This window comes from Anaerococcus sp. C0059F3, assembly GCF_056590475.1.
In genome coordinates this window covers 68,268-84,688 of sequence record NZ_JBWPWE010000009.1, presented here as the reverse complement: position 1 = coordinate 84,688, position 16,421 = coordinate 68,268, and the positions used below count along the sequence as shown (strand labels likewise).

Annotated in this window: 15 protein-coding genes; 13 read left to right on the top strand and 2 right to left on the bottom strand. The window is 34.9% G+C overall.

Translation table 11 applies throughout. The features are described 5' to 3' along the window. Positions 1–112 precede the first annotated feature (112 nt). The 7 genes from AC1EJ5_RS07140 to arsB all read left to right on the top strand — a co-directional run bounded on the left by AC1EJ5_RS07140 (position 113) and on the right by arsB (position 7,327). The gene (locus AC1EJ5_RS07140) at positions 113–1,708 is read left to right on the top strand and encodes an ATP-binding cassette domain-containing protein (RefSeq protein ID WP_479815425.1); all 1,596 of its coding nucleotides are present in this window, start codon (positions 113–115) and stop codon (positions 1,706–1,708) included. 76 nt (positions 1,709–1,784) lie between these two features. Further along, on the top strand, positions 1,785–2,717 hold the full coding sequence (gene glsA / locus AC1EJ5_RS07135; protein WP_479815423.1) for a glutaminase A: 933 nt from the start codon (positions 1,785–1,787) through the stop codon (positions 2,715–2,717). Positions 2,718–3,326: 609 nt separating this feature from the next. Continuing rightward, on the top strand, positions 3,327–3,629 hold the full coding sequence (locus AC1EJ5_RS07130; RefSeq protein WP_308749222.1) for an ArsR/SmtB family transcription factor: 303 nt from the start codon (positions 3,327–3,329) through the stop codon (positions 3,627–3,629). 99 nt (positions 3,630–3,728) lie between these two features. Beyond that, a complete protein-coding gene (gene arsD / locus AC1EJ5_RS07125) occupies positions 3,729–4,097 on the top strand; it encodes an arsenite efflux transporter metallochaperone ArsD (protein ID WP_479815421.1) in 369 nt (122 codons plus the stop codon). A gap of 27 nt (positions 4,098–4,124) precedes the next feature. Then, entirely contained in the window at positions 4,125–5,867 is a 1,743-nt protein-coding gene (gene arsA / locus AC1EJ5_RS07120) for an arsenical pump-driving ATPase (RefSeq protein WP_479815419.1), read from the top strand. Positions 5,868–5,873: 6 nt separating this feature from the next. After that, on the top strand, positions 5,874–6,290 hold the full coding sequence (locus AC1EJ5_RS07115) for an arsenate reductase ArsC (protein ID WP_479815417.1): 417 nt from the start codon (positions 5,874–5,876) through the stop codon (positions 6,288–6,290). After that, positions 6,287–7,327: an ACR3 family arsenite efflux transporter gene (gene arsB / locus AC1EJ5_RS07110; RefSeq protein WP_479815415.1), complete on the top strand. Its 1,041-nt coding sequence runs from the start codon at positions 6,287–6,289 to the stop codon at positions 7,325–7,327. Before AC1EJ5_RS07115 ends, arsB begins: the two co-directional genes overlap by 4 nt. Before the next feature lie 263 nt (positions 7,328–7,590). Here the strand turns inward: arsB and AC1EJ5_RS07105 are convergent, their stop codons facing one another. After that, entirely contained in the window at positions 7,591–8,751 is a 1,161-nt protein-coding gene (locus tag AC1EJ5_RS07105; RefSeq protein ID WP_479815413.1) for an MFS transporter, read from the bottom strand. A gap of 109 nt (positions 8,752–8,860) precedes the next feature. Beyond that, positions 8,861–9,139 carry a GNAT family N-acetyltransferase gene (locus AC1EJ5_RS07100; protein WP_479815411.1) on the bottom strand — a complete coding sequence of 93 codons (279 nt, stop codon included), beginning with the start codon at positions 9,137–9,139 and terminating at the stop codon, positions 8,861–8,863. Between the two features lie 108 nt (positions 9,140–9,247). On the opposite strand from AC1EJ5_RS07100, the gene AC1EJ5_RS07095 reads away from it, so the two are divergent. The 6 genes from AC1EJ5_RS07095 (at position 9,248) to AC1EJ5_RS07070 (ending at position 16,390) form a co-directional block, all read left to right on the top strand. After that, entirely contained in the window at positions 9,248–9,997 is a 750-nt protein-coding gene (locus tag AC1EJ5_RS07095; RefSeq protein ID WP_479815409.1) for a hypothetical protein, read from the top strand. A 188-nt stretch (positions 9,998–10,185) separates the two neighbouring features. Then, positions 10,186–12,477, top strand: a complete 2,292-nt coding sequence (locus AC1EJ5_RS07090; RefSeq protein WP_479815407.1) for an FAD-dependent oxidoreductase — start codon at positions 10,186–10,188, stop codon at positions 12,475–12,477. Positions 12,478–12,631: 154 nt separating this feature from the next. After that, complete coding sequence (locus AC1EJ5_RS07085; RefSeq protein ID WP_479815405.1) at positions 12,632–13,744, top strand: ABC transporter ATP-binding protein; 1,113 nt, start codon at positions 12,632–12,634, stop codon at positions 13,742–13,744. Continuing rightward, positions 13,737–14,534, top strand: coding sequence for an ABC transporter permease (locus AC1EJ5_RS07080; protein WP_479815403.1), 798 nt, complete (start codon positions 13,737–13,739; stop codon positions 14,532–14,534). The genes AC1EJ5_RS07085 and AC1EJ5_RS07080 overlap by 8 nt, the downstream gene beginning before the upstream one ends. Beyond that, positions 14,524–15,318, top strand: a complete 795-nt coding sequence (locus AC1EJ5_RS07075; protein WP_479815401.1) for an ABC transporter permease — start codon at positions 14,524–14,526, stop codon at positions 15,316–15,318. The genes AC1EJ5_RS07080 and AC1EJ5_RS07075 overlap by 11 nt, the downstream gene beginning before the upstream one ends. Then, complete coding sequence (locus AC1EJ5_RS07070; protein ID WP_479815399.1) at positions 15,311–16,390, top strand: ABC transporter substrate-binding protein; 1,080 nt, start codon at positions 15,311–15,313, stop codon at positions 16,388–16,390. The genes AC1EJ5_RS07075 and AC1EJ5_RS07070 overlap by 8 nt, the downstream gene beginning before the upstream one ends. The last annotated feature ends 31 nt before the right edge of the window (positions 16,391–16,421 follow it).

Genomic DNA, 16,421 nt, shown 5'->3' with positions numbered 1-16,421 from the left:
ATCCTCATAAAGTACATTAATAGAAGTAGTTAAATAAATTTACCCTATTATAAAATTATATGGGAATTAGAAAACCTTTATAATAATTTATAAATAGGCAAACAGAGGAATTATGACTTATAAAAATAGAAAAACTGAACTTATTTCATTTACATATATATTTTTATCAATCTTTTTAGGGATTGCATCGGCTATTCAGCCATATTTTCTAAAAAATATAATTGATAATTATAAAAATTTTTCAACAACAAAAACATATATTATTTTATACGGCATATCCATCATAGGAATTATTGTCTTTGAATATGGGATAAAAATATCATTGATAAATTTGCAAATTAATATGAAAAAGTTGATGATATCTCAAATTATTGACTATGTGGAAGAGGACGAATCATTAGTTAAAAATCACGACTATCTAGCAAGTATAAATGTTGATATTAATACCAATATTGAAGATTTTATAAATGATTATTATGTTAATAAATTAGATATAATAATTCTTTTGATTAATATTTTTGTCTATAGCTATGCCATAATTAATTTAGACTTTGTTCTTATTGTATTAATTCTAATACCCAATATACTGACCTTATTAATACCTTATTTTTTTAAGGCTAAAATTGAAGATTACAAGACTAGTAACATCGAAGCTAACAAATTTTTTAATAGCAAGGTTTTAGATTATACTTTAGGAATAAACGTAATAAGAAATATGCTGGCAACTTCTTCTTTCAAGAAAAAAGTAAAGGAGAGTCTGGGCAAAAATTTATGGTCAGAGATGAAATTAGGAAAGCTTGAAAGTGGCCTAGAGATAATTATAGGCCTTATTTCCTATTTAGGTTTGTTTATTCTTATTACTTATGGATCTTTATCTATATATAAGGGCAAGATGACTGTTGGAGCGTTTATAGCTGCTATACAATTTTCTGATATAATTATAAGCCCTTTAATTAGGTTGATTACTTCTATAAACACTCTAAATTCTGGAAGGGCTGCCTATAAGATTATAGAAAAAAGATATGGTAAAGAAGTTGAAAAAGCCAAAGAAATAAGGAAATTAGATAAAACTGAAGATTTCGAATATATTAAAATTGATAGGCTTAAATTTTCTTATCCTGATAATTTAGATATAAATTTAAGAGATATTAAAATAAATAAGGCTGATAAAGTTTTGATAAAAGGAAATAATGCTAGTGGAAAATCTACACTTTTGAGAATTTTGACAGGCAATATTAAAGATTATGATGGAGACCTATATCTTAATGGCTATAGGTTAAAAGAATTAGGTTATGATTATCTTAACCATTATTTTTCAATAATTGGCCAAAATCAATATATTTTTAATATGAGTCTTGAAGATAATATTGCCCTTTATTCTTCGATAGATTTTAATGATTTTAAAGAGTATTTTGACTTGGTTCGTTATGATCAAATATCGAAAACAGACAAAACTTCCCAGACCCTATCAGGAGGAGAAAAACAAAGAATTGCCTTATTAAGGGCCCTTATAAGGGATAAGGAAATCCTAGTTATTGACGAGGGTCTAAACCAAGTACAAAAAGATTTGAGAGATGAAATATTAAATTACCTTTTAAATGACGAAGACTTAACCTTTATTTATGTCAGCCATGATATAGGTGATTATATAGATAAGTTTGATTTAGTCATTGATATGAACAAGGCAGATAAGAAGCTATCATATTAATAATCTGAACTTCTTAATGTTGGTTAAAAATTAGAGTAGGATAATAGTAAGTGATAATATTTAGGAGAGTGACTTTATGTTTTTTGATAGAAATGAAATTGATAGGAGAATTAGGCAATCAATTGTAAAGAGTGAAAAATTTATTGGCAAAGGGGAAGTGGCTTCTTATATACCGGAATTATTGAATGTGGGCCCTGAGACTTTTGCACTTGCTATCACATCTACAACCGGAGATACCTATAGCTATGGGGAAGTGGACAAGGAATTTTCTATCCAGTCGATTTCTAAAATCTTAGATCTCCTTGTTGCCCTCCATGATAATACAATAAGCGAAGTTTATTCTAAGGTAGGCAGCGAGCCAACCAAGTTTGAATTTAATTCCCTTGTGCCAATTACAGATAAACCAGCAAATCCTTTTATAAATGCGGGTGCTATCACAACATCTTCCATGATAAGGGGAAGGGACGCGGAAGATAAATTCAAGAGGATACTTGATTTTTATAAGATGATTTCAGGGAGCGATAAGGCAAAGCTTATGAAAGATATTTATAAGTCAGAGATGGAAACATCTGACAGGAATAAGGCCATAGCCTATTATTTAAAATCAAAGGATATTTTTGACGAAGATCCAAATGAGATTTTGGACCTTTATATTAGATCTTGCTCAATCGGAACAAATGTAGTGGACCTTTCCCATTTTGGGGCAGTCCTTGCCAACAAGGGCTTTGGCCTATATGAAACAAGGGATTTGATCCCAGAATCAATAGTTTCTATCATAGTTAGCCAAATGTCTTCATGTGGAATGTACGAAAGGTCTGGTCGCTACCTAATGGACGTAGGCATCCCATCAAAATCAGGAGTAAGCGGAGCAATTTTGGGCATAGTACCTGGCCTTTGCGGTATAGCAGTTTATTCACCAAGGCTTGATAAAACAGGCAACTCCGTAAGGGGCATGGAATTACTCAAGATTCTTTCTTATGAATTGGATTTGAATATTTTTATAAGATAAAGATAAAAAAAGAGAAATCTAGTATAATTTCCGAGATCAGAGCGTCGATAACCCATTAATAAATTGGGTTTATCGACGCTTTTTCTATATTTATTCTCAAATATATTAATTTTTCAAATGGTGATGCAAATCCTTCGGTAAATGGAAGGATATTGCCTCTATTTTTGTTATATTTATATTCTTTAAGATAGAAAGATTCTTTGTTTTCCAAAGGTTGAGATGTAAGGGACTTTATAGAAAAAGTCGAGTCAAAAGAACCAAGGATAAACTAGTTTTACTCCGACTTCTTTTCTTGTTTATCTCATATTCTTTGTTGAAGATGTATTGTGGGATATGAAGTTTTATAATACTAACGGGTCTATACATTGTCTACAGTCTGACAGTCAAGGTATAAAAGTGCCTATTTTTTATTAGAAAATATTTTTTTGAGAGTGCTATTTTGTTATCAATTGGACTAAAATCTAAGAGAATCCTTTGTCTTTAATCAATTTAAGATTAGTTATTTTACTGATTATATAAACAAAATCTCCATTAACTTAAAAAACTGTTTGACATCACCAAATCCACCGGTACCATAACATATAGAAATATTTCTATATGAGGTGGATTATGAGCGTTGATTATGAAAATATATCTAAAAAGCTTAAGGTGATTTCTGATCCTAAGAGGCTTAGGATTATTGATATCTTATCTTGTGATCAGCTTTGTGCTTGTGAGATACTTGAAAAATTCAATATTAGTCAGCCTACCTTATCTCATGATATGAGAAAGCTTGAAGAAGTTGGTCTTGTGACTAGCTGGAAAGAGGGTAAGAATACCTATTACTCTTTAGATAAGGATAGTTTAGATGAGATTGAGGATAGCCTTAGACTTATATTTCATATCCAAGATGATTGTATTTGCAAGGAGTAAAATCCTGGCAAATATTTTTTCACCAAACACATAGAAATATTTAAATATATCTATATGTATTTTTACATATAGGATAATCTTAAATTAAGGGAGGATTTTATGAAGAAGATGTATATATATGAAGGTGCTATGTGTTGCTCAACAGGTGTATGTGGACCAAGCCCTGATGAGGAATTGATGAGAGTGTCTAGCCTAGTTGATAAGCTAACTAAAAGTGGAGCTAGTATTGAAAGATATAACTTAACTAACAATACTAAGGAGTTTGTAGAAAACAAAACTATCAATAATCTCTTAAGGGAAAAGGGTGAAGATATCTTACCAGTTGTAATGGTTAATGATGAAGTTGTTATTACAGGTAGGTATCCTAGCAATGAAGAGTTTTATGAAATGTTATTTTTATCTGATGATGCCAAAGAAGATACAAATAGTGATGGAGGATCTTGCTGTTGTGGCAGTGGTTGCTGCTAATAGCAATAAAAAAGGAAGTGAATTTAAATGAAACAATTTGATATTAAGGAAATTGACTTAACCAAATACTTATTTTTTACAGGCAAGGGAGGAGTCGGAAAGACTTCTACTGCTTGTGCCAGCGCTATAAGTCTAGCTGATATGGGTAATGAAGTCCTATTAATAAGTACCGACCCTGCTTCAAACCTTCAGGATGTCTTTGACGCTGACCTTGATAATAAGGGCGTGAGGATAGAAGGTGTGGATGGGCTTACTGTTATAAACCTAGATCCTATAGATGCTGCCAATGAGTATAAGGAAAGTGTAGTTGGTCCCTACAGAGGACAGTTACCTGATAGTGTAATAGAAAATATGGAAGAGCAATTATCTGGATCTTGTACTGTTGAGATAGCTGCCTTTAATGAATTTTCTAAGTTTATAACTGATTCAGACCTTAAAGATTCATATGATTATATAATATTTGATACTGCACCAACAGGCCATACTCTTAGGATGCTCCAGCTTCCTTCTGCTTGGTCTAACTTTATCAGCGAATCCACCCACGGGGCTTCCTGCCTAGGTCAATTATCAGGTCTAGAAGATGAGAAAGAAACATACAAGTTTGCTGTAGATACCTTAGCTGATGGCAAACTTACAAGCCTAGTATTAGTTGCAAGACCAGAGGAAACTCCTCTTCTTGAAGCAAATAGGGCCTCTCATGAACTATCAGAATTAGGCATTAACAATCAAATTCTTATCATAAATGGTCTCTTAAGTTCCTATGATGATGAAGTTTCAGAAGCTTTTTATAAAAAACAAAAAGAATCTTTAGATATGATGCCAGAAGGTATTAAGGAACTTAAAACTTTCTTTATCCCACTTAGGGGATATAACTTAAATAGTATCGAAAACCTAAGATCACTATTAATTGAGGATAAGGACTATACTAGTGATGTTAAGCTTAGTATAAATGAAAGCACAAGCCTAAAAGATGTGATAGATGATTTATATAAAAATAAGAAAAAAGTTATCTTTACTATGGGTAAAGGTGGTGTAGGAAAGACCACATTAGCATCTGCTATCGCCAAGGGACTTACAGGTAAGGGGCAAAAAGTCCACCTAACTACAACTGATCCAGCCAACCATCTGACTGGTATGCTTGAAGAAGATGACTTATTAACTATAAGCCATATAGATGAAGAAGAAGAGCTTAAAAAATACCAAGAAGAAGTTTTAGAAAACGCTAAAAAAACCATGTCTGATGATGACTTGGAATATATAAAAGAAGACCTAAGATCACCATGTACCCAAGAGATTGCTGTATTTAGAGCCTTTGCAGATATAGTTGATAGGGCAGATAGTGAAGTTGTTGTCATAGATACAGCTCCAACAGGCCATACACTACTGCTTCTAGATTCTACAGAAAGCTATAACACAGAGATAGAAAAAAACCAAGGCAATGTCCCAGAGTCAGCAAAAAAACTTCTACCTAGACTAAAAAATAGTGATGAAACTGAAGTCCTAATTGTAACCCTTGCTGAACCTACTCCTTTCTATGAGTCTGTAAGACTTGAAGAAGACCTAAAAAGAGCGGGAATTTATAGCAAGTGGTGGATTATAAATTCATCCATATATAAGACTGGCTCTACTAACAAGACCCTACAAGCAAAGGCTAATAGTGAGCTAGAATGGATAAATAAGGTTGATAAACGCACAGATGGAAACTTCACAATAATCCCATGGTCAAGTGATGAGATTAAGGGATCTAATCTGGATAAATTAATTAAGTAGGTAGATATGACAGAAAAAACAAAAGTTGCATTTATATGCGTTCACAATTCTTGCAGGTCTCAGATAGCTGAGGCCCTTGGCAAGAAATTTGCAGGAGAAGAGATAGATTTTTACTCAGCAGGAACTGAACTTGTTAGTAGAATAAATCAAGATGCAGTAAGACTTATGAAAGAAATACACGGGATAGATATGGAAACTGACCAGTATTCCAAGCTCATAGATGACCTACCTGAAGTTGACTATGTCATCTCTATGGGTTGCAATGTAGTCTGCCCAATACTTCCATTTAAGCACAAAAAGTATGACTGGGGGATAGAAGACCCTAGTGGTAAGTCTGATGAAGACTTTATTAAAGTAATAGATGAAATTGAAAGAAAATTAAAGGATTTAATCCGAGAAATAGATGAGGAGGTAAAAGCTTGAAAAAACAACAAGATATAAGCTTTTTTGAAAGAAATCTTACATTTTGGGTCCTGATATGCATGGTTATAGGTGTCCTAATTGGACGCTTCATACCTGCTATTCCAGAGACTCTAGGAGAGTTTGAGTTTTACAATGTATCCATACCAACAACCATACTTTTATGGATTATGATTTACCCTATGATGTTAAAGATTGATTTTAATAGTATAAAAAATATTAAAGACAATCCTAAGGGACTGTTTATAACATGGTTTACCAACTGGATTGTCAAACCCTTTACTATGTACCTAATAGCTAGATTATTTTTCTTTGGTATTTACAAAAATATCATTAGCGGAGATCTAGCATCAGAATATCTAGCAGGAGCGGTTTTATTAGGGGCAGCTCCATGTACAGCCATGGTTTTTGTATGGAGTAAACTAACAAGAGGGGATAGTGCCTATACCCTTGTTCAAGTGGCTAGTAATGATTTGATTATATTAATTGCCTATATACCAATAGTAAGCTTTTTACTAAAGAGGGGAAATATCAATATACCTTGGGGGACCTTACTCTTATCAATCCTACTATTTATAGTAGCTCCCCTTATCCTAAGCATCATTACTAGAAGGTATGTGATAAATAATAAGGGTGAAGATTACTTAAATAATGTATTTGTCCTATCTTTTGATAAATATACTATGGTAGGGCTCTTACTCACCTTAATAATTATATTTTCATTCCAAGGGATGAATATTATCAATCAACCTCTAGATATTGCTCTTATAGCAGTACCACTTATATTTCAAACCCTGTTTATATTCGGCATAACCTTTGGTATGGCATATCTTGCAAAATTGCCTTATTCTTTAGCTGCTCCATGTGGCATGATAGGAGCATCTAACTTCTTTGAATTAGCTGTAGCTGTAGCTATTTCACTATTTGGCCTATCATCTGGTGCAACCCTTGCAACAGTGGTAGGAGTTTTGGTAGAGGTACCAGTAATGCTGCTTTTAGTAAGAATTGCAAACTCGATGGAATATAAGTTTAACAGATAATTGTATAAATATTTTTTGAAAATTATAATAAAAAATCAGCCTAAGTTATACTAGGGCTGATTTTTGTAATTATTTATTATTCTAGGATTTAATTGATGAGTATATATTTTTTTCATTTTTATGTATCATAACTTCTTTAATCTCTAGTATATTTATTCTCACCGCTGCTTTAATTTAAACGTTTATACCATAGACAAAGTAGATGAATTTATGTTTTTCATCTACTTTGTCTACAGCCTGAGCTCGGATTATTTCCGAGATTTTTATTTTTGCCTGTAGGCCCTAACGCTTAGGTATTCGTAGAAGTAAACTGCGAAAAATCCTAAATATAGGACTGAAAAGCCCATGAAGGCTGTGGTTGGGCTCTTTAGGTTAAATATTAGAGTTATGATACTTAAAAAGCTTGATGCCAAAAATCCTCCGATATTAGATCCTACAAAGATTAGGTTATTTACAATCCTTGAAGAAGAGGACCTAGTAACTCTTGCTACTTCCGCAAAGATATATGGGAAGCACAGACTTTGGGAGATAGCTGTTAGGGCCATGCCGATCATGTAAATATAAAGGTTTTGGCCAAATATGGCGAGGGTAATATTTTTAAATATATAAAGAAGGAGGCCTAGCAAAATGGTTTTTGACCTTAATCTCCTATTTATTTTGCCAAAGAAAAACCCTGTTGTCATTCCAAAAATTGGGATAACCATGGTTAGCATGTTGATGTTGGCATTAGGTCCTAGATTTGCTGTGGCTATGGTTGAAAACCTGACTGTGACAGCTGTTGTGTCCATCAAAATTACTCCAGCAAAGACCATAAAGAAGATAGTTTGGAGGGTGATTTTAAATTTCTCTTCGGCTAGGGTTTTTGGGTGGACTACATCTTCGACTGTGAGATTAAAAATTATTAAAATCAGAAAGGCAAAGGTGTAGGTTAAAAATACATAGTGCCAGGATATTTTTATAATAAGGCCTGCTATAAATAAAAGAAGCATTAGTCCTATGTATTCAAAGGAATTTCTAATTCCATGAAGGCTTGCCGCCTCGTCGCCTTTGTAGAAAATATTTATAAGACTTGCAGCATGTCCGTTATAAAGTCCGACTCCAAAACCAAGTATGAGCCTTGAGATGAAAACACTTGGGTAGGTCCTAATGAAAATTGGCAAAAAAGCAGAAGTGCCAACTAAAAAAAGCCCCAAGCTTACACATTTTTTGATGCCTATCTTTTGGCTGATTGGTTCGCTTAAAAGGATTGCGATAATGGTTGTAATTGACGGAAGGCTTACCAGAAATTCTGCGCTTGCTAGGCTTATGCCAAGGTCATCCTTGATAAAAATCAAAGCTCCGCTAATGATGGCGTTTACTGCCAAGATTAGGGAAACAGACAAGATTCCCTCTTTTCTGAACCTATGTTTATTTGAAATTTCCATTTTTCACCTCCCTTGTTAACTACACTTATAATACCACCTATAAATCCTTATAGCTAGATAAGGCAAATTATTCACAAAGAAAATGACCCAACAATAGCTGGGTCAGACCTTATCTTGCATCGATATCCTTATAAGACTCGTCTCCGTCAAATTTCTTTAGGACGTAGGAGCAGGTTGGATATATTTTCTTATTTTCAGCTCTTGCAAAGTCTACTACTTGGTCTAGGAGTTTTCCTGCAAGTCCCTTGCCGCCGTATGCCTTGTCCACCTCTGTGTGGTAAACATCAAGGAAATCTCCCTTTATTTTGTAATCACAAAGACCTATTACTTTTTCGTCATCAAGGGCCTCAGCCCTGGATTTTTCAAGATTCATTCTTACTTTTATCATTATATCACCTCAGTAGATTAATACCCAATTATAAGTTTTTATGGTAAATAATTATTAAATGTGGTAAATTATTATAAAGTGACAAATTTTTAAAAAATGGAGAATTATATGAAGAGAGAATATAGGTTTTCATCTATACTTTGGATAATGATTATAGTTGGGCTTACAAACTACTTATTATATAGACTTATTACAGCCCTTGGTGATGATAATTTTATCCTAGAATTTGTGGGGGATTTAATTACAGGGATTATTGCCTTTGTATTTACCTTCTCTATATCAAGTGGTCTTATCAGAAATAGGATGGGATCAATTGGTGACTACCTAAATCAAGTAAATTACTTAAATGCTAAGGTACTTACAGTAGGATTTATTATTTCTGTTGCCCAGGCTATCGTCCAATACGCTTTTGCAGCAAGTGGAGCTATTGGTGTATTTTCAGCCGTAGCAAGCCCAAGTAATAGTTCAGTCTTTGCCATAGGTGCGATTGTATTGCCTATTGTTTTATTAATAATATTTTTAGTTATTGCAATGTTTTTTGCTTACTCAAACTTTTATCTTGCAGATCATTATGATACAGAAGATGGGGTTATGGAAATAATCGGCAAGATTTTTAGTCTAGGTAAGAGACTTTTTAAGAAAACTCTTTTATTAGGTTTAAAATGGATGGGCATACCAATTTTAATATTTTTTGCCCTAATGGCATCCCTTATTTTATTAAAAAATGAATTAATTGTTATGGGCTTAATTGGCATCTTTATTCTAGCCTTTGCAATTATAATGGTAATAACAAGCATTGTCCTTATGGCAAGATTATCCGATGTATATTTAGATGATAGATACGGAATTGAAGCATAAATTATACTGGTCCAAGTGGCCAGTATTTTTTTAGGAAAATTTTTGAAAATGTTAATAATATTTTATACAGCCCATACATTTTTGTGTTATACTCTAATCATAAGGAACAGGTGGATATTTGAGATTTCTCAGACAAATATGAAAACGTTTGATAATTAAAATATTCATAAATATTATTAGGAGGATATATGAAAAAATCGAAACTCTTGGCGATTATGCTAATCGCTGGTCTTTCTATCACCGCTTGCCAAAAGGAGGCTGATAAAAAAGAAGAGCCTAAAGAAGAAGCGAAGGTAGAAGATAAGGCTGAAGAAGGAAAAGAAGAAGGAAAGGAAGAGGGCGAAAAAGCTCAAACTACAGAATTAACCTTCAAGCCAGGTACATATGAGGCAGAATCTCCTGGCTATAATGGACCAATGAAGGTCTCTGTTAAATTTAGCGAAAATAAGATTGAAGATATTGAAGTAGTGGAAAATGTTGAAACAGACCATGTAGGTACACCTGCCTTTGATATTGTAAAAGCAGACGTAATTGCTGCAAATGGTACTGGAGTTGACAATGTATCAGGGGCTACAATCACTTCAGCTGCCTTTAAATCAGCAATTAACAAGGCTGCAGAAGAGGCGGAAGTTTCTGACCTTGACGGATTTAAGAAAAACACTATCGAAGTAAAACCACAAGAAGCCATCGAAGAAACTTATGATGTGGTAGTTGTAGGTGCTGGTGGTGCTGGTGTTTCTGCAGCAGTAGAAGCAGCCCAAGCTGGCAATAAGGTTGCAATTGTTGAAAAGAACGTGGAAATTGGCGGAAACACTCTTGTTTCAGGCGGTCAATACCAATCAGTAATGCCTTATTTAGTTTGGGATAAGGAAGATCCTGACGCTACAGAAGGCGAACACAATGGCGAAAAATTTGAAAAAGTAAAATCAGATAATGGTAGGATTCACACCCTAGAGACCATTTACAATTGGTCAGAAGAGCCATTTGACGAAAAACTTTCCGATGGGGAAGAATTTGTAATTGGCGATATTGAAGCTCTTTCAAAAAGAGGAGTTCATGAAGAATACCTCCCAGTATTGAAGGCCTTAAAAGAAGAAATCAAGGCTTATCTTGACTGGGCTAAACCACAACTAGAAGCTGGTAAACAAGAAACCGACCTAACTCTTTTCTCAACTATAAACCTCCACATTTTCCAAACCTACTACGGTGGAATTAGACCAAACTTCGAAAGAACAGCTTGGGTTTATGGAGATGAAGGACTAGTTAGCCAATTTATAAAAGAAGGCCAAGAAATCAAGCCATGGCTAAATGAAATGGGATCAAAATTTGATGATTCAACCCAAAGAACCCTAATCGGTTGCTTGTGGCAAAGAGAAAACCAATTTATTGGTTCAGAAATTGACGGCCAAATGGAAGAAGGAAGATGGGCAACCTACTTTAGGGCACCTATCCATAAATTTGAAGAATTAAACAAGGAAAATAAAATCTACAGAAGAGCAGATGCTAAAAAGCTTATCGAAGAAGATGGCAAGGTAGTTGGAGTAGAAGGAGAGCTCTTTGACGGAACACCTTTCACACTTAAGGCAAACAAGGGAGTAATCCTAGCAACAGGTGGTTATGCTGCTAACATTGAAATGGTTAAGGAAACCAACGAATACTGGGATCCAGAAGCTCTAGAAGGTTCTTTAAAGACAACAAACAGAAATTCCCTAATGGGTGATGGTATTAGAATGGGTAAGGAAGTTGGAGCAGACACTACAGGCGAAGGCTTCACACAAATGATGCCAATTTCTTGGATCCAAGACGGCAACCTTGCCTTTGGTGGTGGTGAAGATGTAATTTATATCTCACCAAAAACTGGCAAGAGATATGTAGACGAATCTGCAGAACGTGACGTTTTATCTAAGGGTGCCTTTGAAAATGGTATAGAAATAAATGGCACAAAGGGTGTCTTTGTAGAAGTAGGAAATGTTGAAAGCCCAATTCCTGGACCATATCCATATAAGGATGAAGATGTAAACTTAAGACAATATGTAAGAGAAATTAGCGAACTTGACGACCTATTCAAAGAGCTAAAAATTGACCTTACAGGCAAACAAATAGAAGATGCCATTAAGGAATATGACTCTTATGTAATGGGTCAAACTGATCACTTAGACGTTTCTAAAGAATCTTACAGGTCCTTAATAGGAGTAGCTGAAAAGGACGAAAATGGTAAATATAAGCCAGATACTTACAAGATTGGCAAAATCAGAGTAAGATTTTTAGCTCCATCAACCCACCACACTATGGGCGGACTCAAAGTTGATGACCATAGGAGAGTCCTAGATAAGGATGGAAAACCAATTACTGGTCTATATGCAGCAGGAGAAGTCACAGGCGGTATCCACGGCGGTAACAGGCTTGGCGGTAATGCTATTACTGAAATAATCGCATCAGGTAGGACTGCAGCAAAGACAGTCGAAGAAGATAATAAATAAGAATAGAAAATGTACTGGGCCAAGGTCCGGTACATTTTTTTGCCCATTTTTGGCGAAAAAAATTAATAAGTCTAAGAAGTTTTACAAATACTTCTAATAATTGACATAAAAAGCGGTATACTTTTTATAATGAGAAAATGTTGGGGGTTGGAAAATGGATAAAAATTTTGAAAAATACTCGGTGGTTCTTGAAGGAGTTTCCAAATTTTTTGGAGATGAAGAAGTCCTAAAATCTGTGGATCTAGAGCTTGAAAAGGGGAAATTTTATACCCTTTTAGGTCCATCTGGTTGCGGCAAGACTACTATTTTAAATTTAATAGCAGGATTTTTGGAGCCGACAAGTGGCTCTGTTTATATAAATGGGAAAAATGTGGGAGATGTGCCAGCAAGTAAGAGGACTGTAAATACAGTTTTTCAAAACTATTCGCTCTTTCCTCACATGAATGTTTACGACAACGTGGCATTTGGCCTTGAAATCAAAAAAACTGACAAGGCTATAATACAAAAAGAAGTTAAAAAAGCCCTTGCTATGGTAAATCTAGCTGGTTTTGAAAAGCGTGAGGTAAGCCAGATGTCGGGCGGACAAAAGCAGAGGGTGGCAATTGCCCGCGCTATTGTCAATAAACCAGACGTACTTCTCCTAGATGAGCCACTTTCAGCCCTTGATATGAAATTAAGAAAATCTATGCAGGTCCTTCTTTCAGATATACAGTGGGAGCTTGGGATTACCTTCGTTTTTGTAACCCACGACCAGGAAGAAGCCCTAGCTTTAAGCGACCATATTTTTGTTATGGATAAGGGAAAGATTGTCCAACAAGGACCACCAAAAGACATCTACGATGAACCAATAAACCGCTATGTTGCCCAGTTTATTGGTGAATCCAACATCCTAAAGGCGAAAATGGTTGATGACTACAAGGTAGAATTTGCGGGCAAGGTCTTTGACTGTTCCGACGCTGGTATTGCTAAGGGCGAAAGGGTAGAAGTTGTTATAAGGCCTGAAGATATAGAACTTGTCCCATCCCAAGGTGCTGACATTGTTGTAAATATTGACAACATCCTTTTTCGTGGGGTTTTTAACGAACTTATTGCAATTGATAAGAGAAATTTTTCTTGGAAAATCCACACAACTAGGCGATTTGAAGAGGGAGATGACATTGGAATCAAGATAGATCCTGAAAATATCCACGTTATGCGCTACAACGAAAGTGAAGAGGCCTTCGATAAGAGAATCGAAAAATATGCGACAGGAGAAAGCGATGGCTAAAAAATACCAAAAATTAACTTTTATTTACTATATTTGGATTTTGGTTTTTATAATTGCGCCAATCCTCCTTTTGCTCTACCAGTCATTTTTTGATATTTATGGCAATTTTACCTTTGATAATTATATAGCCTATTTTTCCAACAAAAACTATATAATAATGACCCTAAATTCCTTTTTGACAGCCTTTTTAATCACTTCCTTTACACTTTTGTGGGCTTATCCTTTTTCATATTTTTTGACCAAGGCCAAGCACAAGGATTTGATTTTGCTCTTGGTAATTTTGCCAACCTGGATAAACCTAGTTCTTAAGGCCTATGCCTTTATTGGACTTTTTAACAAAAACGGAACAATCGTAGGACTTTTGGGACTTGCAAGCCAAGGTTTTCTTTTTACAAACCCAGCCTTTATACTGGTTGCATCTTATGTAGAACTTCCCTTTATGATCTTGCCGATTTTTAGGTCTATAGATACAATTCCAAGGGAATATATAATCGCAAGTGAGGATTTGGGAGCGACTAAGTTTCAAACCTTTAGAAAAATAATTTTGCCTCTTTCAATGGATGGAGTTATAGCTGGTTTTCAGGCGGTTTTCATCCCTTCTCTATCCCTATTTTTAATCACAAGGATAATCGGAGGCAATAAGATAATTACCTTGGGAACAGCAGTCGAACAGCACTATCTAGTGACCCAAAACTGGGGCATGGGCTCAACTATCGGTCTTGTCCTTATTGGAATTATGTTTGCAGTGATTTCGTTTTTGAACAGGAGGGGGGACGTAAATGGAAAATAGATCGACTAAATTATCAAATTTATTTTTGATTTTCGTTTTTGTAATCATGTACCTACCTCTGGGATATTTGATTTTTTATTCCTTTAATAGCGGCGGCAATATGAATACTTTCGAATCCTTCACCCTGGACCACTATTTGGCAGTTTTTTCTGACAAGAGGCTCATAAATATAGTTTTAAATACGCTTATTTTAGCCCTTTTGTCATCCTTGATTGCAAGTGTCATTGGCACTTTAGGTGCGGTTTCGATTTACTATACAAAAAACAAAAAAATTAAGAAACAAATTTTAAGCTTAAATTCAGTCTTGATGGTCCTCCCGGACATCATGATGGGAGCGAGTTTCTTGATATTATTTTCCATGTTAATAAAAATTCCTATGGGATTTATGTCGGTCCTTTTAGCCCACATTGCATTTTCAATCCCTATTGTAGTTTTAATGGTTCTTCCAAGGCTCTATGCCCTAAATGAAGATATGATAAGGGCTGCCGAAGACTTGGGGGCAAATGATATGACTATCTTAAATAAGATAATTTTGCCAAATATCGCAAGCGGGATTTTTGCGGGCTTTTTTATGGCGCTTACTTATTCCCTAGACGATTTTGCGGTGACATTTTTCGTAACAGGGTCTGGTTTTTCAACCCTTTCTATAGAAATTTATTCTAGGGTGAGAACAGGAATTTCCCTTGAAATCAACGCCCTATCTGCTATAATTTTTGCTATATCATTAGCCATGGTAGTTATCTATTACTTTATAGAAAGAAGGGAGGCAAAGAAATATGAATAAGGTTTATAAATTTGTCCTAGGGATTTTGGCCCTAACCATCCTTTTAGTTTTAGGTAAGGAAAGGCTAAATGCTAGTTCTACAGGGACTAATGACAAGGACATATATTTTTATAACTGGGGAAATTATGTAGATCCTGAAGTTTTAAAAGATTTTGAAGAGGAAACTGGCTACAACGTAATCTACGAAACTTTTGACTCAAATGAGGCTATGATGGCAAAGATTGAGCAGGGAAAAACCTACTATGACTTGGCTTTTCCATCAGAATATACGGTCGAAATAATGCGTGATAAGGGACTTTTAGAAAAGCTTGACCATTCAAAAATTGTGGGACTCGATAATATTGACCAGAGATTTTTAAACCAGTCCTATGATCCGGGCAATGAATATTCAATACCTTATTTTTGGGGGACTTTCGGTATAATTTATAACACCGAAAAATATAGCGAGGCAGATGTGGATTCTTGGGCAAATCTATGGGATCCTAAGTTTGAAGGGGAAATCCTATCCTTTGATGGAGCAAGGGAAACACTTGGAATTGGTTTACTTAAGAAAGGTTACAGCCTTAATGAAAAGAACGAAAAAATCCTAAGAGAAGTCAAAAATGACCTGGTGCCCTTTATGTCAAATGTCAAGGCCTTACTTGCTGACGAAATCAGGATGTATATGGGCCAAGGCGAGGCTGATATAGGAATTACCTTCTCTGGTGAGGCTGCAATGGCCCAAGATATGAATGAAAATCTAGCCTACCACATACCAAAAGAAGGCTCAAATATTTGGTTTGATACAATGGTAATTCCAAAGACAAGTAGGAATAGTAAGGGGGCCTATGCTCTTATATCTTATTTTTTAAGGCCAGATATAGCTGCAAGAAATGCTGATTATGTATGGTACGCAACTCCAAACAAGAAGGCAATGGATTTAATTGATGAGGAAGCAAGGCAGGATAAGACTCTTTATCCTGATGATGAAATAATTGATAAACTAGAAGTTTTCAAAGATTTGGGCAAGGAAACAACTATTTTGTATAATGATTTGTTTTTGGATTTAAAAATAGCTCCACAAGCTGATTAGGAAAAAAGACTTGGTTAAGCAAAAGCTTAAT